The sequence below is a fragment of the Pseudoxanthomonas sp. CCNWLW251 genome, assembly GCF_037402255.1.
GTDB lineage: Bacteria > Pseudomonadota > Gammaproteobacteria > Xanthomonadales > Xanthomonadaceae > Pseudoxanthomonas_A.
In genome coordinates, this window is sequence record NZ_JBBEGA010000001.1 from 394,385 (window position 1) to 414,547 (window position 20,163).

Consider the following 20,163-nt stretch of genomic DNA (forward strand, 5'->3'; position numbering starts at 1 on the left):
CCGGGCGTTCTCAGGTCTGCTTGCCGGGCCGCTTTCCCTCGCGATAACGGCTGACGAACTCGGCGTCGGCGTCGTCCAGCGTGCCCGGGTCCGCCGCCAGCAACGGCGCGATGTACTGCCGGTGCAGTGCGTCGGCCTCGCCGCCGCGCCCCAGTTCACGGTAGGTGTCGATCAGGTTCCAGGCCGCCGTGCGTGTTTCCACGTGCCGCTCGCCCAGCACCGCACGGCGCAGGTCGAACAGTTTCTGGTACTCCGCCAGCGCGTCCCGCGCGCGCCCGGTGGTGCGCAGCGCCTCGGCGCGGATGACCATCGTCAGCTGCGCCTGCGGGTGCTTGTCGCCCAGCACCTTCAGCGCCAGGGGCTGGACATCGGTGAGCAGGCGCAGCGCGGCCTCGGGTTGCTTTGCGTTGAGCAGCGTGCCGGCGTGGTTGACCAGGATCGACAGCGTGTCCGGGTGCGATGGCCCCAGCACGCGGCTGCGTACGGTGATCACCTGCTCCTCGAGCGGCAACGCGGCGGCGTAGTCCTTCAGGCGCGCATGCGCGGTCGCCAGGTTGAGGCGCGTGCGGACGGTCTGCGGATGATCGCGGCCCAGCACGCGTTCGCGCGCGGCCAGCGCATCCTTCAGCAGGGGCAGCGCCTCATCGGCCTGGCCTGCGTCGACCATCATCGTGGCCAGCGTGCTGCGCGCCTGCAGGGTGACCGGGTGTTCGCTGCCCAGCTTGCGCGTGTAGCGTCCGGTCAGGTCCCGCTGCATCGCGATGGCGGCATCCTTTTCGCGGTTCATGATGCGCAGGACTGCGAGGTTGCCCATCGCCGAAAGCGTTTCCTCGTGGTCCGCGCCCAGCGTGGCCGTGCGCAACCGGACCACTTTCTCCATGTTGGCGCGCGCCTCGGGCAGTTCGCCCAGGTTGCGCTGCACGGCCGCCAGGTCATTGGTGGCTTCCAGGGTCGCCGGGTCGCCCTCGCCCACGCTGGACAGCAGGCGCTCCTGCACCGCCTGCACCACGCCCTTCGCGCGCGGCCGGTCGCCCCGCGCCGAGATCACCTGCGCCTGCGCGAGCTCCAGCTTCACCCGCACGCGGTCGTTGACCGGCAGTGCGAACGCACGCGGCAGCGCCTTCTGCAGCACGGCCTCCGCCTGGTCGATGTGGGCGCCTTCCAGCAACGCCTGCACCTGGTCCCGCCGCGCACGCAGGGTTTCCTGCGCACCTTCGCCCAGCACCGTGCTGCGGTAGTCCGCCACATGCGCGAAGTGCGTCGCCGCCTTGTCATGGCGGCCGATGGCGGCGTACACGTGCCCCACCGACTCGCGCAGGCTGGCCGCCACGTCGGGCTGGTCGGCGAAATCACGGGCGATCGCGTCCTCGGCGTTCGCCAGCAACTGCCGGTCCACCAGGTCGCGCGCCAGATCGCCGGTACTGGTCTTCGCCAGCGTGGCACCGAAGGCATCGGCCGCCGACGGGTCGAGGCTGCCGACCTGCCGGACCAGACCCTCCGCCAGACCCACGCCCATGGTCTCGATATCGATCCCTTCCAGCATCGACTGCTGGAACGCCGCCACCTTCTCCAGTTCCGCGCTGCGGGCCTCCGCGACGCTGCGCTGCGTCTGCGCCTGCTGCAGGCCATACAGCGACAGCCCCAGCCCGCCCAGCAGCGCCACCAGCGCTACGCCGGCCGCGACGGCCGCAGCGCGGTGGCGGCGCAGGAACTTGCGCCACACATAACCACGACTGGCGGGCACCGCGGAGACCACCCTGTCATCCAGGTAACGCTGCAGATCGTCGGCCAGGGCCGCAGCCGAATCGTAGCGGGCGTCGCGCTCGTGCTGCATGGCCTTCAGCACGATCCAGTCCAGGTCGCCGCGCAGCCGATCGCGCATCCGCGCGAGCGAAAGACCGCGCTCCTGCGCCATCTCGCGTGCCTGTTCGGTCGGCAATCCCGCCAGCCGCGACGACGGCGCGACGGCCGTAGGCGTCTCCGCGGACCAGGTCTCGCCCACGGCTTCCGGCCGCACGCCGGTCACCAGTTCGCACAGCACCACGCCGAGCGAATACACATCGCTGCGGGTATCCACTTCGCGTGGATCGCCCTGCGCCTGCTCGGGGCTCATGTACTCCGGGGTACCCGCCCGCTCCAGCACGGCATCGCCGGCCAGCGACGCGGTGGTCGCGATGCCGAAATCGATGATCTTCGGCACCGGCCTGCCGTCCAGCGTGTCCACCAGCAGGTTGCCGGGCTTGAGGTCGCGATGCACCACGCCCTTGTGGTGCGCGTGCTGCACGCCTTCGCACACCCGGATCAGCAATGCGACGCGGGCATCCAGCGGCAGGCGCTGGTCGCGGCAGTAGCGCGTGATGGGGGTGCCTTCGATCAGCTCCATCGCAAAGAACGGGAAGCCTTCGTCGGTCGCACCGGCGTCGTAGATCTGCGCGATCGCCGGATGGCGCATCTGCGCGAGCACCTGCCGCTCCACTTCGAAATACGCCAGGTGGCGCGCCTGCAGGCGTTGCGCGCGCATCAGCTTCAGCGCCACCTCGCGGCGGACCGGTTCCAGCTGCGCGGCGCGGTAGACCTCGCCCATGCCGCCCCGGCCCAGCAGGCCTTCGATGCGGTAACGCCCCAGCCGTGCGCCCGGCGCAAGCGTTCCGTCGGGCGCGGTGGGTGCGTCCTGCAGGCGCGTGGCCAGGCTCTCGGTGGGTGCGAGGTCGTCGTAAGGTTGCGATGTCATGCCACTGTCCCCGGTGCGCCCGGCCATGGTAGCGGAAGCGTGAGTTGACCGACCGATCCGTTACACTCGGACCCGCACCTGCCAGCAGCACACGCATGTCCCGGGATTTCCACGATCCGCCCACCACGCAACGGACCATCCTGAGCGACGGTCCGCGTCCGCACGCGCCGCGTTCGGCGTGCGTGGTGGTGATCCATGGCGAAGGCCTGGGCCGGCGCGCGGACATCGATGTCCAGCCGGTGCGCGTGGGGCGTTCGCAGGAAACCGACCTGCATATCCCGCACAACAGTGTCTCGCGAGTGCACTGCGAGATCTGGCGCGATGGCGATACCTACTGGGTGCGCGATCTAGGCGCCACCAATACCACCCGGCTGAACGACATGCCGGTGACCGAAGCCGCGCTGGTGGACGGCGACCACATCACGCTGGGCGAGAGCATCCTCAAGTTCATCAGCCACAGCAGCGTGGAAGCGCGCTACCACGAGGAGATCTACCAGCTCGCCACCCACGACGCCCTGACGGAGATGTACAACCGCCGCCACTTCATCGAAACGGTGGAGAAGGAGATCGCGCGCGCCATGCGGCATCAGCGCGCGTTGACGATGTGCATCATCGACGTGGACCTGTTCAAGCCGATCAACGACCGCTACGGCCACATCTCCGGCGACCTCGTGCTGAAGCAGATCGCGGCGCTGGTGCGCCGGCATGTGCGCAACGACGATGCCGCGGCGCGGATCGGCGGCGAGGAGTTCGCCGTACTGCTGCCCGAATGCGGGCCCGAGGCCGCCTACGGCTTCGCCGAGCGTCTGCGCGAGGCGGTGGAGGCGGTGGTGTTCCGTCCTGGCGGCGAAGCGCAGCGCATCACCGTGAGTATCGGCATCGCCGCGCTGACGCCCGAGCGCGATACCGTCAGCCGCATGATGGCCGCCGCCGACGCGGCGCTGTACCGGGCCAAGAGCGAAGGCCGCAACCGGGTCTGCATCGAGCACTGATCGGGGAAGGTCAGCCGCCCAGCGGGTCCACGCCGTAGCCCGCCGCGCGCCAGGCATCGATGCCGCCCTTCAGCGGCAGCACGTCGCGGAAGCCCGCCTCGCGCAGCTTCGCCGCCATCCACGCGGCCGACACCTCATCGGGGCAGGCACAGTAGATGACGATCTTCGCCTCGCGTGGATACGAGGCCAGGATGCCGTCGAGGTGGCGCTCGTCCGCGAACATCGCGCCCGGGATGACGTAGGGGTCCACGTCGCGGAAACCGGGTGCGCGGATGTCGAACACCACCGGCGGCTGGCCCGCGCGGACCAGCGCATCCAGTGCCGGCGGATCGATCCGCGCCGCCTCCAGCGACTTCAACAGAGATCGGCGGCGCCACCAGCGCCAGCCCACGTATGCCGCAAGCAGTGTGCCGACGACCACGCCGGCACCCGTGCCCAGCTGCGAGAGCGTATCGATGACGGTTTCGACCTGCCTGGCGAACACCACGCCCAGCCCCAGTCCCAATGTTGCCCACAGTGCCGCGCCGAGCCCGTCGTAGCGCAGGAACGGCGGCAGCCGCACCTGCATGGCGCCCGCCAGCGGCACGGACACCATCGACAGTCCGGGAATGAACTTCGCCACCGACAGGATGCGGATGCCGAAACGGCCGTAGAAGCGCTCGGTGCGCTTCATGCAGGTGTCGCGCGACAGCGACAGCCGGCACAGCGACTGCAGCGTGCGGTTGCCGTAGCGGCGGCCCGCGTAGAACCAGACGCTGTCGCCGATCAGGCTGGCCAGCACCGACACGCCCAGCACGCCGGCCAGCGGCAGCCACAGCGGATCAGCCTGCATGGCCACGCCGGCGCCCACCAGGATCAGGGTGGGCATCGCGGGCACGGGCAGGCCCAGCGACAACGCCAGCACGTTGACGAACACCAGCAGCACGCCGTATCGGTCGACCAGTTCCTGCATTGCCATTCCCGGAGTCCACGCCGCGTTCCGCGACGGGTGTCGGCATGTTCGATCCACGGGCGGCCTGCGGCAAGGCGCCTGCCCGCAACGATCCGTTGCCCGGCCGCGATAGCGCACACCGGTACAACGCCGCACGTGCGTGCTGCGACGCGGGATCGTTCCGTTTACCTAGCTGGTCGCGCGGCATGCGAAGGGGGGTATCGCGGCCAATGTCGGGGGCCACGGCAGCCAAAGCCGACGCCATCACATGGACTTAATCCCGTCACGGGGCGGGCGTCCCACCATCCGCCGCTGTACGGTCGCCGCCCCCACGCGTGCCGCACGCCAAGGCAGTCCATCCCGTTGAACGTCCACCTGACTCTCGCCGGAGGATCCGATCATGGTTGCACCCGTACGACCCGCACGCCTGCCCCTCGTCCTGGCGGCCGCCAGCTTCACCCTGCTGGTGGCCGCGCCACTGAAAGCCGAGGAAGGCGATTACAGCTTCTGGCAGACCCTGGTGAACCTGGTCTCGCCGCCCAAGGCGGACAACAAGGTCACCGCCGCCCAGCGCACCGGCACCTACCCGTTGCTGGCCAATCCGTCGGGTTTCAACGACGGCTTCCAGCCCGGGCGCTATGACGCCTGGCAGACCATCCAGCTCGCGCCGCAGACCGGCGCGGTGTGCGGCGACGGTTCGCCATTCAAGTTCTTCGTCAACCGCGTGGCCGATACGCGCAACACCATCATCTACATGGAAGGCGGTGGCGCCTGCTGGGACTACGCCAGTTGCAGCGGCCAGAGCGGCATCCGCGGTGCGCGCAATCCGAACGGCATCCCCGACGACTACATGGGCCTGCTGAATCCCGGCGCCAGCCTGGTCAGCCCGTTCGTCACCCGCGTCAGCCCGTTCGATGCGGTGAAGACGCAGGGCTGGAACATGGTCTACGTGCCCTACTGCACCGGCGACATCTACAGCGGCGACCGCGTGGCGGTCTACAACGACCCGAGCGGCCAGAACACGCCGCTGGTCTGGCACCACAACGGGGTACGCAATGTGCGCGCGGTGGTCGGCTGGTTGAAGGACAACCTGCCGCGGCCCACGCAGATGCTGTCCACCGGCTGCAGCGCAGGCGGTGCGGGCAGCCTGACCAGCTACCATCCGCTGCGTCGCGACATGGCACCCACGCGCAGCTTCCTGATCAACGACTCCGGCCCGATCTTCCCCACGCTGAAGAACGGCAATCCGGTGGACTATCCCTCGCAACCGCTGATGGCGCTGATCCGCAGCGCCTGGGGCCTGGACCAGCCCAACGGGCCCCTGCCCTACCTCGCCAGCGGCCTGCCGCAGTTCGATCTCAACGAACTCGGCACCCTGTACCCGGCCCTCTCCAGCAAGTACGCGAACGACCGACTGGGCCACACGCACTTCTGGAAAGACCTCAACTACTCGTCCTATTCCTACGAACGGTTCTACCCCGACATCGCCAACGCGCCGGACCAGGCGACCAAGGAGGCGCGCATCCATGCGCGCTGGGACGTCGATACCGCACGCCTGCGTGACCGCCTGAACACGTTGAACAACGTCGGTGGCTACTTCCCCCAGTACCGCGCGCTCAACGAGAGCCACTGCACCACCATCGTCGACTTCAAGAACGCCGACGTACAGGCGCAGAACCTGGAACTGAAGCACTTCATCGACAGCGTGCTCGATGGCCAGGGCAAAGTGATCGACGCCAGCGAGCAGGACGACAAGGCCGACAAGGCCAAGCCATTCAACCTGCTGTACTGGCTGGTCGACCAGTTGATGGGATGAGGCCGATGTCCGGGGCCGCCGTGCTGCGGCGGTCCCGGCGTGCGAGGGACGCTGCATGAAGAAACTGCTGACACTGCTGGTGCCGTGCGCGGTCTTCGTCGCCGCCATCGTCTGGTGGAAGCGCGATGACCCGGCCAGACCAGCCGCGCCGCTGTCATCGGTTGAGCTCGCGGACGCCGCGTCGTCGCCCCTGGCCTCCCTGCAAGCCACGCCACAGGCGCAGGAGCACCGCGAGCGCCAGCGCTTCGAGACCGATGCGAAAGACTTCTTCGCGCATTCCGCGTCGTTGCGCGCGGTGGAACGCAGCGAACGCGCCGATGCGTTGACGCGGCAGATCGACAAGTACGAAGCAGCGGGCGGCCTGTCTGCGGGCGAAGCCGTGCTGCTGCGCACAGCGCTGGTCAAGGCGACCGTGGACGACCCGGCGCAACAGGCAGCCGAGGTCGCCGCCATCGCCGACCGCTATCGCGCCCACGCTGACGCGCGCATGGCCGCCTTCACCGCACAGCAGCGCAACGATCCGAGATTCCAGGCCTACAAGGCCCGTGAAGCGCAGGTGGTGTCTGAAGTGATGGCCACCACGTCGATCCCCGCCGGCCTCACCCGCGACCAGTACCTGCGGCAACGGTTGCAGCAAGAGCGCGAGCGGGCCTACGCGCCGTAGACGCGGCTTTCTGTAGGAGCGACGTAAGTCGCGACCGCACGCCGTCAATCAAAGCAGTGCCATCGCCTGTTCCGGCGACAGGCCAACGGAGCGGGCGCTATCGGTTACGCACCGGAATGTTCAATGCATGCGGTCGCGACTTGCGTCGCTCCTACAGAAGAACTGACGCCTCATCTGACCTGCCACGGCCGCTCGCGGATGCGGTACAGCACCAGGTAGACGCCCGAGACCCAGGCGACGCCCGCAGCCCAGCCGCCGAGGATGTCGGACGGGTAATGCACGCCCAGGTAGATGCGTGAGGCGCCGACGGTCAGCGTGAACAGCACGGCCAGCCCGGCCACCAGCCAGCGGAAACGGGTGTGCCAGCACAGCAGCACCACCACCATCGCCAGCGTGGCCGAGCCCATTGCGTGGCCGCTGGGGAAACTGAAGGTGTGCTCCGGCGCGATGGACTCCCACAGGCTGGGGCGATCGCGCTGGAAGAACTGCTTGGTGGCCAGGTTCAGCAGGGCCGAGCCGGCGAACGACACCCCTGCGAAGGTGGCCTCGCGCCAGCGCCGCAGCACCAGCAACACCGACGTCAGCAGGATGTCCGCCGGCACCACGCCCCACTGGTAGCCGATCGCCGACATGAAGACGAAGAAGCGGTCCAGCGCGGGGCCGTTTAGCGCGTGCGCGCGCCACAGCAGCGGATCGTCGAAGTAGAAGGCTTCCAGCTCGTGGACTTCATCCGCCAGCTCGACGAACAGCCACAACGGCGCCAGCAGGCAGAAGAACAGCAGGACCAGGCGCCCGCCGTGTTCACGGAACAGGCCGGCGATGAACCGCCGGCCGTTCGCCAGCGTGTCAGCCGGCAGCACGCGCGTACTTGGCCTCGACGTAGTCATCGATCAGCGCGACGAACTCATGTGCGATGTTCTCGCCACGCAAGGTGATCTTCTTCTCGCCATCGACGAACACCGGCGCCGCCGGCGCCTCGCCCGTGCCCGGCAGCGAGATGCCGATATTGGCGTGGCGCGATTCGCCCGGCCCGTTGACCACGCAGCCCATCACCGCCAGCGTCATGTTCTCGGCGCCGGGATGGGTGACCTTCCATTCGGGCATCTTGCCGCGCACGTGTTCCTGCACGACCTTGGCCAGTTCCTGGAAGAACTCGGAGGTGGTGCGGCCGCAGCCGGGACACGCGGTGACCATCGGCGTGAACGCGCGCAGGCCGGTGGTCTGCAGCAGTTCCTGCGCCACGATGACTTCCTGCGTGCGGGACTGGCCGGGTTCCGGCGTCAGCGAGATGCGGATGGTGTCGCCGATGCCTTCCTGCAGCAGCACCGCCAGCGCGGCGCTCGAGGCGACGATGCCCTTGCTGCCGATGCCGGCCTCGGTCAGGCCCAGGTGCAGGGCGAAGTCGGTGCGGCTGGCCATGTCGCGGTAGACGGCGATCAGTTCCTGCACGCCGCTGACCTTGGCCGACAGCACGATGCGGTCGCGCGGCAGGCCGATCTCGACCGCGCGCTCGGCCGAATCCACCGCCGAGCGGATCAGCGCCTCGCGCAGCACGCGGCCGGCGTCCCACGGGATTTCGCGCGTATGGTTTTCGTCCATCAGCTGCGCCGCCAGGGCCTGGTCCAGCGAACCCCAGTTGGCACCGATGCGTACCGGCTTGCCGTAGCGGATGGCGAATTCGATCAGCTGCGCGAACTGGGTGTCGCGCTTCTTGCCGAAGCCGACGTTGCCCGGGTTGATGCGGTACTTGGCCAGCGCCTCGGCGCAGGCCGGTTCGCCCGCCAGCAACTGGTGGCCGTTGTAGTGGAAGTCGCCGATCAACGGCACCGACACGCCCATCATCTCCAGCTTCTCGCGGATGCGCGGGATGGCGGCGGCGGATTCGGGGTTGTTGACGGTCAGGCGGACCATTTCCGAGCCGGCGCGCCAGAGTTCCGCCACCTGCTTCACGCTGCCGGCGATGTCGGCGGTGTCGGTGTTGGTCATCGACTGCACCACCACCGGATGGCCGCCGCCGACGGTGGCGTTGCCGATCCGGACGGCTTGGGTGATGCGGCGCGGCCAGGGCGCGGCGTCGGTGGGGGGCGTGGGGCGGGTGACGGCGTCGTGCATGCCGGCATTGTAGCGTGGCTGCCTGCCCGGGCCGGCAGCCGCCGCCCTGCGACGCCATGCCGCAGGCCCCGTCCGCGCGCTTGCTCTAGCATGTAGCGATGCCGAATACCGTCTTCACGCTGACGCCGTCGTTCCTGCGCACCCTGTGCAACCTGCGCTGGGTGGCCATCGTGGGCCAGGCGGTGACGGTGCTGGTGGCGCTGGGCCTGCTGGACATCGACCTGCCGCGCTGGCCCCTGTGGGCCGGCATCGGGGCGCTGGCGCTGTTCAACGTCTACGCCACCTGGCGCAGCCGCCGTCCCGGCCAAGAGACGCCGGCCGAGGCCTTCGCGCACATGCTGGTGGACGTGGCCGTGCTGTCCTGGCTCGTCGCCTGGAGCGGCGGCATCGGCAATCCCTTCAGTTCGATGTTCCTGCTGCTGATCGCGGTGTCCGCACTGGCGCTGCCATTGCGCTGGGTGCTGGCTACCGGCGTGGCCTGCCTGCTGGGCTACATCCTGACCGCCGTGTTCGGCCGGCCGCTGCCGCACCTGCATGGCGACAACTTCAACGTGCACCTGTGGGGCATGGCGGTGAACTTCGTGTTGTCGGCCGGCGTGGTGCTGTATTTCTCCACCCGGCTGGTCGCCGCGCTGCGCCTGCGCGAGCAGGAACTGGCCCGCCTGCGCGAACGCTTCGCACGCAACGAAGGCATCGTCGCCCTTGCCACGCACGCCGCCGCCGTGGCGCATGAACTCAATACCCCGCTGGCGACGATGACGCTGCTGACCGAGGACATCCGCGAGCACGCGAGCGAACCCGACATCCGCGAGGACGCGGGCACCATGCGCCAGCTGATCGACCTGTGCCGCGACCGCGTACGCGCGCTCGCCGCCTCGGCCGACATGGGCGTGCGCCAGCGCGTCGACCTGGACGAGGTGGTGCAGCGCTGGCAACTGGTCCGGCCGACGATCGAACTGCAGCGAACCGGCGCACTGCCGCCGTGGCTGGCGACCGACGCGTCCACCGGCCACCTGCTGCAGGCACTGCTCAACAATGCGGCGGACGCCAGCCGCCAGGCCGGGTCGCAGCGCGTGGACCTGGACCTGCGCTGCGAAGGCGATGAGCTGGTCGGCACCGTGCGCGATTACGGCAACGGTTTCCACGAAGCGCTGCCATTCCAGTCCGAGCAACTCTTCCGCACCAGCAAGCCCGAAGGCATGGGCGTGGGCCTGGCCCTGTCGCATGCCACCATCGAGCGGCTCGGCGGGCGCATGACCATGCGCGCCGTGCCGCCCAAGGGCGTGCAGGTGCAGTTCCGCCTGCCCGTGGCGGGCAATGACGAGACATCCCCATGAGAGACATCCGATGAAAGGCCTGCTGGTCGACGACGACGAACTCTACGCGCGCACGCTGCAGCGCAGCCTGGCGCGCAAGGGCATCGAGACCGAGATCGCACTGGACGCCGCCAGTGCGCTGGCGCGCGCGCGCGAGTGCCTGCCCGATTTCGCCCTGGTCGACCTGAAGCTGGGCAGCGATTCCGGCCTGGCCCTGATCGAACCGCTGCGCGCGTTGCGCGCCGACATGCAGATCCTGCTGGTCACCGGGTATGCGAGCGTGGCCACTGCCGTGGAATCCATCAAGCGCGGCGCCGACGACTACCTCCCGAAACCGGCGACGGTGCCGACCATCCTGCGTGCGTTGGGGCTGGAAGCCCCTGCCGCAGCGGAAGACAGCAGCGCGACCGACGACACCATGACACCGCTCAGCCGGCTGGAGTGGGAACACATCCAGCAGGCGCTGGCCGAAACCGAAGGCAACATCTCCGCCGCTGCGCGCCTGCTGGGCATGCATCGCCGTTCGCTGCAGCGCAAGCTGGCAAAGCGGCCGGGGCCGGAGCGGCGCTGGATCGACGAGTAGCCGTCAGCGCGGCGGGTCGCGGTCCGGCTCGATCGCCGCGCCAGCGCCCATGCCCGCACCGGCACCCAGGCCGGCCGCGCCCATCCCGGCACCACCGCCCTGCCGCCCCTCGCCTTTCGCGCCCTCGCCCTTGCCTTTCGAGGCGGCCGGTCGCGCCGGGCCTTGCCGCGGAATCGACAACGAAGACGGGACCGGCTCCAAGTCGAGCACGCTGCGGATGAAGTCGCGCAGGGACACCACCAGCGCATCGGTGTGGATGGGCCGTCCCGCCGCGAGATCATGGGCGGCCTGCGCGGCCAGACGCACCTGCTCATCGGTGCCCAGCAGGATGATGTCCGACAACGCGGCTTCCACCGCGTCGCGGATGCGCCGGGGCCGGTCGCTGCCTTCGTCGACCCCGTCGGCGCCGGTTTCGCGCGCCTGCACGCGCAGGTCGCGCAGGTGGCGCGGGTCGACCTCCAGCGCGCCGGTGAACGAGCCGCCCAGCACCTTGTAGGCCGCGATCAGCGTGCGCAGGCGCTCGTTGATCTGGCGGTTCTCGCGCGCACGCCGCTCCTGCACTGTCTGCATGACCAACAGCCGGATGCCAACGCCGATCACCGTGATCAGCGCCAACCCCGCCAGCGTTGTCAGCAGGCCCTGCCACGAACTGAAGTCGAGACCGCGCATGCGCTGTGCCTCCCGTGCAACCGGACGCCACCTTACCGAAAACCGTACCCGTCGCCGTGATGACGCTCGAGATCAGAATGTCCTGCGCAGCACCACGTCCCAACTGCGCGGATCGCCGAGGTACGCCATCGTGCCGCCCAGCGCGTACACCACGTAGGTGCGGTCGCCGAGATTGCGGCCGCGCACGGTCAGCTCGGTGGTGTCGTTCCATCTGAAGCCCACGTGCGCGCCCCATGTCGCGTAGCCGGCGGTGGACAGCGTGTTGGCGGCGTTCGCGTAGCGGGACGAGACGCCGCGCACGTCCACGCCCGCCGACCAGCGCGGGCCGACGCGGTAATCCACCCACAGGTTGCCGACGCGCGAGGGCGTGTTGGTCGGCCGGCGGCCGGCGCGCGAGACCGGAACGCCGCCGACGTTCTCGTAGAAGTCGTCCAGCGTGGCGTCCACCCAGGCCAGGTTGCCTTCGATGTTCAGCGATGCCTGCGGACGCCAGCCGAAACTTGCCTCGATGCCGCGCGCCGACTGCTGGCCCACCGGCAGCGTCTGGCCCGGATTGGCGGGATCGGTGATCGCGAGATTGCGGCGCACGATGCTATACGCGGCCAGCGTGGCGAAACTGCGTCCGTCCTGCGACTGCAGTTTCGTTCCGATTTCGACCTGCCTTCCCGTGGTCAGGTCGAAGTCCCGCAGGGTGGCGAAATTGGCGGTGCTGAGGATGCCGGCCGGCGGATCGGCCGCCGTGCTGTATTGCATGTAGACGTTCGCCTGCGGCGCGATGGTCCAGTTCAGTGCCACACGCCCGGTCGTGGGCGTGTACTCGCGTTCGAAGCGCGCGGGATTGCTGGCCGAGACCGTGCGGTGGTTGACCACGTCCAGCACGATGCGGTCGTGGCGCAGCCCGGTCAGCCACGACAGCGACGGGGTCAATTCGGTCAGGTTTTCCACGTACACCGCCTGCGTGCGCAGCCGGTTGGTGCGGTCGGGCGTGTAGACGATCGCCGTCCCGGGCACGTCGAGGAAGCGACCCGGCGTCACCGCGTCGAGCGACACGGTGTCCACCGTGGCCGACAGCGACAGCGGAAAGCGCGTCTGCCGGTTGTAGCTGATGTCCAGGCCGGTGGCCCATTGCGTCGGCAGGCCGAACAAGGCGCCCTCGTGGCTCCACTCCAGCCGGTTGCCATGGACCTGCTGGTCGTGACGCTGCAGCAACGTGCCGGAACGGATGACGCCCTCGTTGCCGGCGGTCAGGCGGTAGCTTTCGACGTTGCGGTAATCGCGCAGTGCGTCGTAGTGGTAGATGGTGTTGCGCACGGTGTCGCGCTCACCCGGTGTCCATTCCAGCAGCGAGCGCGCCCACAGCACGTCCTGTCCGTAGTAGCCGTCGGCGACGTTGTAGTTGCGCCCGACCGTTTCCGGCAGCACCGACAGGCGGCCGGTCGCTGGCTGGCGCACGGGCGTGCCCCAGTAGGGACGACGGTTGTCCTCCTGCTGGTATTCCACCGCAAGCGTGTGGCGAAGCGTGGGGGCCAGCTGCACCAGCCAGGACGCCGCCATCGCCGATGCTTCGCGCACCTGGCCATCGATCCCGCTTTCCGCGTCGCGCGCGCTGGCATCCAGCCGGACCGCCTGCAGGGCGTCGTTGCCGCCGACGCGCAGGTTGGCACCCATCGCCAGCGTGCCGTCGCGGAAAGACCCCCACGATGCCTGCATGGCTGCTTCATCGCGGTCCAGCCGCGCCAGCCGGGTGACGTAGTTGATCGTGCCACCGACTGCGCCGGCACCGTACAGGAAGCTCGACGGACCACCGATCGCCTCCACCCGCTCGTACTGCCACGCATCCACGGGACGCGCCGCGATGCTGGCGTACTGCACATCGATGCCGTTGAACAGCTGGGTGATCTGGCTGCCGGAAAAGCCGCGATACGTCACCGCATTGCCGTTGCCCGGCGGCGAGGCGACGGTCAACCCGGGGATGCCCGACAGCGCTTCCTGGGTAGTACGCACGCCGCGTGCGTCGAGTGTTTCGCGGTCGATCACCGTGATCGACGCCGGTGTCTGCATGACGCTCAACGCCAGGCGCGTGCCGGCGCCGGCGGCCTTGTCGAGTTCCACCGCGTGGCCCTTGACCTCGACGGCATCGAGCTGGGTGGCACGGGAACCATCGGGCAACGTGATGCGCTCGGCGGCATGTACAACGACCGGAAACGACAGGGCCGCCAGGACGGCCACGGACAGGCGCGACGCACGCAGCGCCGCGCAGGAAGACAGGGACATGGAAACTCCAAAGCACAAGGACGCGGCGCACGGGCCGCACGATCAACGGGAGGTCTTGTGGTTCAGAGCAGGACGGGCGGCCCTTGTCCGCCCAGGCCGCGCAGGCGCAGGCGCCTCGTGCGAGGAAGCGTTACGACGCTTGCGATGACGTCTCCGGAGAGACGCGGGAAGAGCAAGGCGATGCAGAGCAGCAACAGCGGCAATGCGGCGGCCAGCATGCAGTACGCGCAATCGGCGCCCATCGGCATGCCGGCCGGCGACGGCGATTCCTCCATCGGTGATCCGGCGCGGGTATCGACCCATTTGATGCCACCGGTGGTGCACAGTTCGGTCCACCCGGCCAACACCTGCGAGCCCGTGTCGCTCACCCATCGCGTGACGGACGGCGCGAACGCCATCAGCAGCGCGGCCAGCAAGGCCAGCTGCAGCATCGGTCGGAGCAAGGCGCGCGATCGGATCACGGGCGGCATTCTAGACGCAGCGACACGGAGGGGTCAGGTGCGACGGAATGCCGCACCCCGGATCAACGCGTGAACGTCACGCGCGCGCCTTTCATCCGCGGCGCGTCGCCATCGACGTCGGTCCATGCCAGCCATGCCGCACCGGCATGCCACTGCACGCGCGGGATGCCGCTTGCGCGGCCGCGCGCGGACAGCCTGGCGACCTCGGTACGCTGCGCCTGGCCCCAACGCTCGTCATGCCGTGCGAGCACCAGCACCTGCTGCTCGTCCGGCGACTGTTCGAGCCAGGCCACCACCAGATGGCCGTCGCCGCGCGCGAGCCCCAACCGCCCGAGCACCTGCATGCCCTTCGCCAGCGTCACGGGCGCATCGAAGCTGTCGCCGGCATCCTGCGAACGCGCCGCGCGCAACTCGGGCATGCCGTCCGCCTCCGTGTACCAGGCCACCCAGACCGTGTCGCCCTCGGCGACGACCACCGGGCCATTCACCGGGCACCCGGCGATCTGCCAGCCATCCGCATGCACGTCGCGCGGCGTGGTCCAGCGCTCGCCATCGAAACGGACGATGCGCGTATCGCGGATCTCGCCCTCGCCCCGTCCGCGGTAGACGACCACGGCGCCACGATCGGTCATGGCGGAAGACGTGGTGCAGCAATCACAGGTCGACGTATCCAGCGGCCACTCGGCCCCCTGCTTCGCCTCCGCATCGTAGAGCGCGGCACGCAGCATCATCGGGGCGCCGGCACCATGGTGGCCGTCATCGTGATGCGCGTGCGCGCCGTCGGCGGCCTTCTGCCGACTGTCCAGCCAGGCGATGCCCAGCCGGTCGCGCGCCTGCGGCCAGAACGTCACGAAGCCATGGTCACCCGGCGTGCCGGACGGATGCACCAGTTGCGGCGCGCTCCACGTCGCGCCCCCGTCGCCGGAGCGCACCAGGTCGATGCCGTAGTCCATGCGCGCCGGTCCGGTGCTTCTCAACCAATGCGCCCACAGCGAGCCATCCGGCATGGCGTAGATGTGCGGCGTGTCCGCCCAGTTGACGAACCAGCCGGTCCCTTCCGCGATCGTGCGCGGCGCATCCCATCCCTGCGCGCCCGCAGCCAGGCGGCTGAAGCGCAGGCGGTGACCCGCCTCGTCCATCGGCTCCACCCAGCTCAGCAGCAGGGCACCGTCGGGCGTCGCCATCAGGTCGGGCTGCGCGGCGACGGACGGCGCCGGCATGTCCATCGTCTTCACCACGGAGACAGGCCCGGTGCGCGCCGCGGACGGCGCCTGATCAGCGGGAGCGCACGCCGCTAGCATCGCCAGCATGATCGGCACGGAGGCGCGGGGCCAGGGGAAACGGCGCATGCGGAAGACTCCAGGGCGGTGGGACGCAGTCATTCCATCATGGAACCCACCCCTGCGGCTGCGACCACCTGTCGCACCTCTTCGCGGCGATGAGACCGCCACCGTTTATCCTTCCCGCATGACCGACACTGCCCGCGACGTCCTTACGCCCACCCAATTGAACACCCTGGCCCGCGACCTGCTGGAAGGCGCGTTTCCGCTGGTGTGGGTGGAAGGCGAACTGGGCAACGTCACCCGTCCGGCCTCGGGCCACCTGTACTTCACCCTGAAGGACGCGCGCGCGCAGGTGCGCTGCGCCATGTTCAAGCCCAAGAGCCAATGGCTGAAGTTCGCCCCGCGCGAGGGTCTGCGCCTGCTGGCGCGGGGCCGGCTGACCCTGTACGAAGCGCGCGGCGACTACCAGCTGGTGATCGACAGCCTGGAGGAAGCCGGCGAAGGCGCGTTGCGGCGCGCGTTCGATGAACTGAAGGCCAGGCTCGCGGCGGAAGGCCTGTTCGACGATGCGCGCAAGCGTCCCCTGCCCTCGCACGTTCGGCGGCTGGGCATACTGACCTCGCCGACCGGCGCTGCAGTGCGCGATGTACTGAGCGTGTTGCAGCGCCGCTTCCCGCTGCTGGAAGTCGACGTGCTGCCCGTGCAGGTGCAGGGCGAGACGGCGGCCGCACAGATCGTCGACGTGTTGCAGCGAGCGGCGCGTGGTGGCCGTTATGACGTGCTGCTGGTCACCCGTGGCGGTGGATCGCTCGAAGACCTGTGGGCCTTCAATGACGAGCGCCTGGCGCGCGCCATCGCCGCCTCGCCCGTCCCCGTCGTGTCCGCCGTCGGCCACGAGACCGACTTCACCCTCGCCGATTTCGCCGCCGATCTGCGCGCGCCGACGCCGTCGGTCGCGGCGGAGCTGCTGGTACCGGACCGGCGCGACCTGGTGACGCGCGTACACGCGCTGCAGCGCCGGCTCGCCACCACCCAGACACACAGGCTGCGCAACGCCATGCAGCGCGCCGACCGCGCCGCGCTGCGTCTCAATGCGCTGCGTCCGCAGGCGCGGTTGGAAATGCTCCGACGCCGGCAGGAAGACGCCGCCCGCCGCCTGCATGCCCTGTGGCGAGACCAGCAGGCGCGTCGCGCGGCCGCGGTTCGTCACGCGGCCGCGGTCCTGCGTGCCCATGCACCGCAGCGCCGACTGGAACAGGTGCGCGCGCGCCTGCTCGCCCTCGCCCCGCGCCCCCAGGCCGCTGTCGCGCGCACGCTGCAACGCGAGGCACTGCGCCTGCGTGGCCTGGCCCGTTCACTGGAAGCCATCAGCCCGCTCGCGACTGTCGCCCGTGGTTATGCGCTGGTGACGAAGGAAGATGGCACGCTGGTGCGTTCGGTGACGCAGGTGCGTCCCGGCGACAGGGTCGATGCACGACTGGGCGATGGAACATTGAAACTCAGGGCGGAATGAGCGCGCCACCGCACCCGCATCGCGCCGTGCGCCTTCGCCGACGTCCATGAGACAACCTCCGGATACGGCAGTGGCAAGACCGGCACAACGGCGCTCGCCCTCCGCTGTCCCCCACACGTCCCCATCACCAGGAGCAATAGATGATCACCCGCGAACAACTTGTCGAAATGTTCGACAACATGGCCAGGGAAACGCCATGGGATCTCAGCAAGCCGATGGTATGGGGCTACTTCTTCACCCACGGCACGCGGCCGGCGCTGGAAGCCGTGGTCCCGTTGCTGCAGGAACAGGGGTACCGCGTGATCGCGCTGTACCTGGAAGACAAGGACAATCGCAAGGATCCCGACCTCTGGTGGCTGCACGTCGAGAAGACCGAGATCCACACACCCGACAGCCTGGACCAGCGCAACCAGGCGCTGTACCGCTTCGCCGACGAGCACGGCCTGGATGCCTATGACGGCATGGATGTCGGCGTGATCGAGTAGCGGCACCCGCCGGGTGGCAATGCGATCAACCCCACTCGCAGGCCCCGTGCGTTCGACTCCCTGTCCCACACACGGAGTCACGCCATGTCGCACCGTCTGACCGTCACCCTGCTGGCCGTCGCTGTCCTGGCCGCCTGCCAATCCCGCCCTCCTGCACACCCCGCATCCGACGCGGAGGTCGCTCCCTCCGACGCCTACGCGGCGGCGGAGGCTGCCGCTGATGCCGCCAGTACCGAGGCCCTGCGGCGCGAGCGGTCCACGCTGGACAGCATCGTTGTGACGGGCCAACGCCTGGAGGCCCGGCAGGCGAAAGCAGCAGCTCCGATCCATGCCCATGCGCCACCACCGCCACCCGCGCCGGCGACGGTCGCGTATCGCAGCGCGAACCTGGTGGGCGGCATGATCCCGCCGCCGCAGGCGCAACCTGCCAACACCGAGAAGTATGCCGAGCGCGACGACAACCCTGTGCGCCGGACGCTGGATGAACCTGTCTCCACCTTCTCCGTGGATGTGGACACCGGCAGCTACAGCAACGTGCGCCGCATGCTGCGCGAAGGCCAGCGGCCGCCTGCCGACGCCGTGCGTGCGGAGGAATTCATCAACTATTTCCGCTACGGTCATGCCGCACCCAGCGATCGCAGCCGTCCCTTCAACGTGACCACCGAGCTCGCCCCGGCACCCTGGAACGCGAAGCGCCAGGTACTGATGGTGGGCATCAAGGGCTACGACGTGCCGAAGGCCACGTTGCCGCCGGCCAATCTGGTGTTCCTGCTCGACACCTCCGGCTCGATGGAGTCGCCGGACAAACTGCCGCTGCTGAAGCAGTCCTTCGCCCAGCTGGTCCCGCAGTTGCGCAGGCAGGACCGCGTCAGCATCGTGGTGTACGCCGGATCGGCCGGCCTGGTGCTGCCACCCACGCCGGGCGACCGGCACGACGAGATCCTTGCCTCGCTGGACCGCCTGCAGGCCGGCGGCAGCACCAACGGCGGCGACGGCATCCGGCTGGCATATGCGATGGCGAAGCAGGCCTACATCAAGGACGGCGTGAACCGCGTCATCCTGGCGACCGATGGCGACTTCAACGTGGGCACGGTCAGCCAGGATGCCCTGGAGACCATGGTCGCCGACCAGCGCAAGTCCGGCATCGCGCTGACCACCCTTGGCTTCGGCACCGGCAACTACAACGATGCGATGGCCGAACGCCTGGCCGATGTCGGCGACGGCAACCATGCCTACATCGACACGCTGCAGGAAGGCCGCAAGGTGCTGGTGGATGAAATGCAATCCACCCTGCTGACCATCGCCCGCGACGTGAAGATCCAGGTGGAATTCAACCCCGCCGTCGTCTCGGAATATCGTCTGATCGGCTACGAGAACCGCGTGCTCGCCAACGAGGACTTCGCCAACGACAAGGTGGATGCCGGCGACATCGGCGCGGGCCACGAAGTCACGGCGCTGTACGAGATCACGCCGGTCGACAGCGGTGCCGAGCGCCTGCCCGCGCTGCGTTACGGCGGCAAGCAGGTCGCCGCCGGTGCCTCCACCAACGAGGTCGCGCATGTGCGCTTGCGGTACAAGCTGCCGGGCCAGGACAGCAGCCGCCTGATCGAGACGCCGATCGCAAGCACGTCGCTGACCCCCCAGCCGAGCAATGCCTTCCGCTTCGCCAGCGCGGTAGCGGCCTATGCCGATCTGCTGCGTGGCGGACAGCGTATCGATGGCTGGAGCTGGAACGACGTGGCGCGCACCGCGCGCGGCGCGACGGGCCCCGACCCGCATGGCCTGAAAGCGGAATTCGTGGGGATGATCGACCAGGCACATCGGCTGGTGGCCGTGCAGGACGACGCACCCGCCATTGCGGGCGACTGAATGCATGAAACCGGGGCCGAAGGATCGGCCCCGGCCCCAGTCCCTACTCACGAAGCGGGCCTCGCCATGAAGCGCCTCACTCTGTTGCTGTCGTGCCTGCTGCTGGCTCCCATGCCTGCGTTCGCTGACAGCTGTGGCATCCGCATCGTCGTGGTGAACCACCGTGCCGATGCGGTCGCCGTATCGCTGAAGAGCTTCTATGCGGACCGCGCGCTGGCCGCTCCGTCGCCCCGGGACTTCGACGCTCCCCTCTACGGCACCACCGTCCCTCCCTACTTCTCATCGCTGCAGCAGATCGAGGTCCCGGCGCATGGCGCCGCCAGCGTGGCCTTCAGGCGACTCTGTGTCGGTGACTTCTGGGTGAACTGGCGGGAGGTATCCGCCGACGGGAAAGTCCATTCGTCGGGCCAGGTGCAGCCGAGAGACAACGAACCCATCCACATCCGCTAACGCGGTGTGTGCAG

17 protein-coding genes are annotated in these 20,163 nt (G+C 69.0%); 9 read left to right on the forward strand and 8 right to left on the reverse strand.

What is annotated here, in order from left to right; genetic code table 11:
• Positions 1-10: 10 nt before the first annotated feature.
• Positions 11-2,731, reverse strand: coding sequence for a serine/threonine-protein kinase (locus WBN46_RS01800; protein WP_337730073.1), 2,721 nt, complete (start codon positions 2,729-2,731; stop codon positions 11-13).
• A gap of 95 nt (positions 2,732-2,826) precedes the next feature.
• Between WBN46_RS01800 and WBN46_RS01805 the strand changes: the two genes are divergently transcribed.
• Positions 2,827-3,723 (forward strand): GGDEF domain-containing protein, encoded by an 897-nt coding sequence (locus WBN46_RS01805; RefSeq protein ID WP_192200862.1) that lies wholly within the window; start codon positions 2,827-2,829, stop codon positions 3,721-3,723.
• Between the two features lie 10 nt (positions 3,724-3,733).
• Here WBN46_RS01805 and WBN46_RS01810 read toward each other — a convergent pair whose 3' ends face one another.
• Positions 3,734-4,675, reverse strand: a complete 942-nt coding sequence (locus tag WBN46_RS01810; RefSeq protein ID WP_337730859.1) for a DedA family protein/thiosulfate sulfurtransferase GlpE — start codon at positions 4,673-4,675, stop codon at positions 3,734-3,736.
• Positions 4,676-5,054: 379 nt separating this feature from the next.
• Here WBN46_RS01810 and WBN46_RS01815 point away from each other — a divergent pair, with 379 nt between their 5' ends.
• Positions 5,055-6,470, forward strand: a complete 1,416-nt coding sequence (locus tag WBN46_RS01815) for a pectin acetylesterase-family hydrolase (protein WP_192200861.1) — start codon at positions 5,055-5,057, stop codon at positions 6,468-6,470.
• A gap of 55 nt (positions 6,471-6,525) precedes the next feature.
• Entirely contained in the window at positions 6,526-7,134 is a 609-nt protein-coding gene (locus tag WBN46_RS01820; RefSeq protein WP_337730074.1) for a hypothetical protein, read from the forward strand.
• Between the two features lie 170 nt (positions 7,135-7,304).
• Here the strand turns inward: WBN46_RS01820 and WBN46_RS01825 are convergent, their stop codons facing one another.
• On the reverse strand, positions 7,305-7,976 hold the full coding sequence (locus tag WBN46_RS01825; RefSeq protein ID WP_192201279.1) for a phosphatase PAP2 family protein: 672 nt from the start codon (positions 7,974-7,976) through the stop codon (positions 7,305-7,307).
• 4 nt (positions 7,977-7,980) lie between these two features.
• Entirely contained in the window at positions 7,981-9,246 is a 1,266-nt protein-coding gene (ispG, locus tag WBN46_RS01830; protein WP_337730075.1) for a flavodoxin-dependent (E)-4-hydroxy-3-methylbut-2-enyl-diphosphate synthase, read from the reverse strand.
• A gap of 98 nt (positions 9,247-9,344) precedes the next feature.
• Between ispG and WBN46_RS01835 the strand changes: the two genes are divergently transcribed.
• Positions 9,345-10,583 (forward strand): ATP-binding protein, encoded by a 1,239-nt coding sequence (locus WBN46_RS01835; protein ID WP_337730076.1) that lies wholly within the window; start codon positions 9,345-9,347, stop codon positions 10,581-10,583.
• A gap of 10 nt (positions 10,584-10,593) precedes the next feature.
• Positions 10,594-11,145 carry a response regulator transcription factor gene (locus WBN46_RS01840; RefSeq protein WP_337730077.1) on the forward strand — a complete coding sequence of 184 codons (552 nt, stop codon included), beginning with the start codon at positions 10,594-10,596 and terminating at the stop codon, positions 11,143-11,145.
• A 3-nt stretch (positions 11,146-11,148) separates the two neighbouring features.
• Here the strand turns inward: WBN46_RS01840 and WBN46_RS01845 are convergent, their stop codons facing one another.
• The 4 genes from WBN46_RS01845 to WBN46_RS01860 form a co-directional block, all read right to left on the reverse strand.
• Positions 11,149-11,814, reverse strand: a complete 666-nt coding sequence (locus tag WBN46_RS01845) for a hypothetical protein (RefSeq protein WP_337730078.1) — start codon at positions 11,812-11,814, stop codon at positions 11,149-11,151.
• 72 nt (positions 11,815-11,886) lie between these two features.
• On the reverse strand, positions 11,887-14,088 hold the full coding sequence (locus WBN46_RS01850; RefSeq protein WP_337730079.1) for a TonB-dependent receptor: 2,202 nt from the start codon (positions 14,086-14,088) through the stop codon (positions 11,887-11,889).
• Between the two features lie 62 nt (positions 14,089-14,150).
• Entirely contained in the window at positions 14,151-14,519 is a 369-nt protein-coding gene (locus WBN46_RS01855; protein ID WP_337730080.1) for a DUF2946 family protein, read from the reverse strand.
• 92 nt (positions 14,520-14,611) lie between these two features.
• Positions 14,612-15,898 carry a hypothetical protein gene (locus WBN46_RS01860; protein WP_337730081.1) on the reverse strand — a complete coding sequence of 429 codons (1,287 nt, stop codon included), beginning with the start codon at positions 15,896-15,898 and terminating at the stop codon, positions 14,612-14,614.
• A gap of 118 nt (positions 15,899-16,016) precedes the next feature.
• On the opposite strand from WBN46_RS01860, the gene xseA reads away from it, so the two are divergent.
• The 4 genes from xseA (at position 16,017) to WBN46_RS01880 (ending at position 20,149) form a co-directional block, all read left to right on the forward strand.
• A complete protein-coding gene (xseA, locus tag WBN46_RS01865) occupies positions 16,017-17,345 on the forward strand; it encodes an exodeoxyribonuclease VII large subunit (RefSeq protein ID WP_337730082.1) in 1,329 nt (442 codons plus the stop codon).
• 140 nt (positions 17,346-17,485) lie between these two features.
• Positions 17,486-17,830, forward strand: coding sequence for a ribonuclease E inhibitor RraB (locus WBN46_RS01870; RefSeq protein WP_192200851.1), 345 nt, complete (start codon positions 17,486-17,488; stop codon positions 17,828-17,830).
• Positions 17,831-17,914: 84 nt separating this feature from the next.
• The gene (locus WBN46_RS01875; RefSeq protein WP_337730083.1) at positions 17,915-19,699 is read left to right on the forward strand and encodes a VWA domain-containing protein; all 1,785 of its coding nucleotides are present in this window, start codon (positions 17,915-17,917) and stop codon (positions 19,697-19,699) included.
• Between the two features lie 66 nt (positions 19,700-19,765).
• The gene (locus WBN46_RS01880; RefSeq protein WP_337730084.1) at positions 19,766-20,149 is read left to right on the forward strand and encodes a hypothetical protein; all 384 of its coding nucleotides are present in this window, start codon (positions 19,766-19,768) and stop codon (positions 20,147-20,149) included.
• Positions 20,150-20,163: the final 14 nt, after the last annotated feature.

Coding starts and splice junctions, on each gene's coding strand:
- WBN46_RS01845 (WP_337730078.1), bottom strand. CDS start 11,814: ATGCGCGGTCTCGACTTCAGTTCGTGGCAGGGCCTGCTGACAACGCTG.
- WBN46_RS01860 (WP_337730081.1), bottom strand. CDS start 15,898: ATGCGCCGTTTCCCCTGGCCCCGCGCCTCCGTGCCGATCATGCTGGCG.
- WBN46_RS01835 (WP_337730076.1), top strand. CDS start 9,345: ATGCCGAATACCGTCTTCACGCTGACGCCGTCGTTCCTGCGCACCCTG.
- WBN46_RS01810 (WP_337730859.1), bottom strand. CDS start 4,675: ATGCAGGAACTGGTCGACCGATACGGCGTGCTGCTGGTGTTCGTCAAC.
- xseA (WP_337730082.1), top strand. CDS start 16,017: ATGACCGACACTGCCCGCGACGTCCTTACGCCCACCCAATTGAACACC.
- WBN46_RS01855 (WP_337730080.1), bottom strand. CDS start 14,519: ATGCTGCAGCTGGCCTTGCTGGCCGCGCTGCTGATGGCGTTCGCGCCG.
- WBN46_RS01800 (WP_337730073.1), bottom strand. CDS start 2,731: ATGACATCGCAACCTTACGACGACCTCGCACCCACCGAGAGCCTGGCC.
- WBN46_RS01875 (WP_337730083.1), top strand. CDS start 17,915: ATGTCGCACCGTCTGACCGTCACCCTGCTGGCCGTCGCTGTCCTGGCC.
- WBN46_RS01880 (WP_337730084.1), top strand. CDS start 19,766: ATGAAGCGCCTCACTCTGTTGCTGTCGTGCCTGCTGCTGGCTCCCATG.
- WBN46_RS01805 (WP_192200862.1), top strand. CDS start 2,827: ATGTCCCGGGATTTCCACGATCCGCCCACCACGCAACGGACCATCCTG.
- WBN46_RS01840 (WP_337730077.1), top strand. CDS start 10,594: ATGAAAGGCCTGCTGGTCGACGACGACGAACTCTACGCGCGCACGCTG.
- WBN46_RS01850 (WP_337730079.1), bottom strand. CDS start 14,088: ATGTCCCTGTCTTCCTGCGCGGCGCTGCGTGCGTCGCGCCTGTCCGTG.
- WBN46_RS01820 (WP_337730074.1), top strand. CDS start 6,526: ATGAAGAAACTGCTGACACTGCTGGTGCCGTGCGCGGTCTTCGTCGCC.
- ispG (WP_337730075.1), bottom strand. CDS start 9,246: ATGCACGACGCCGTCACCCGCCCCACGCCCCCCACCGACGCCGCGCCC.
- WBN46_RS01870 (WP_192200851.1), top strand. CDS start 17,486: ATGATCACCCGCGAACAACTTGTCGAAATGTTCGACAACATGGCCAGG.
- WBN46_RS01815 (WP_192200861.1), top strand. CDS start 5,055: ATGGTTGCACCCGTACGACCCGCACGCCTGCCCCTCGTCCTGGCGGCC.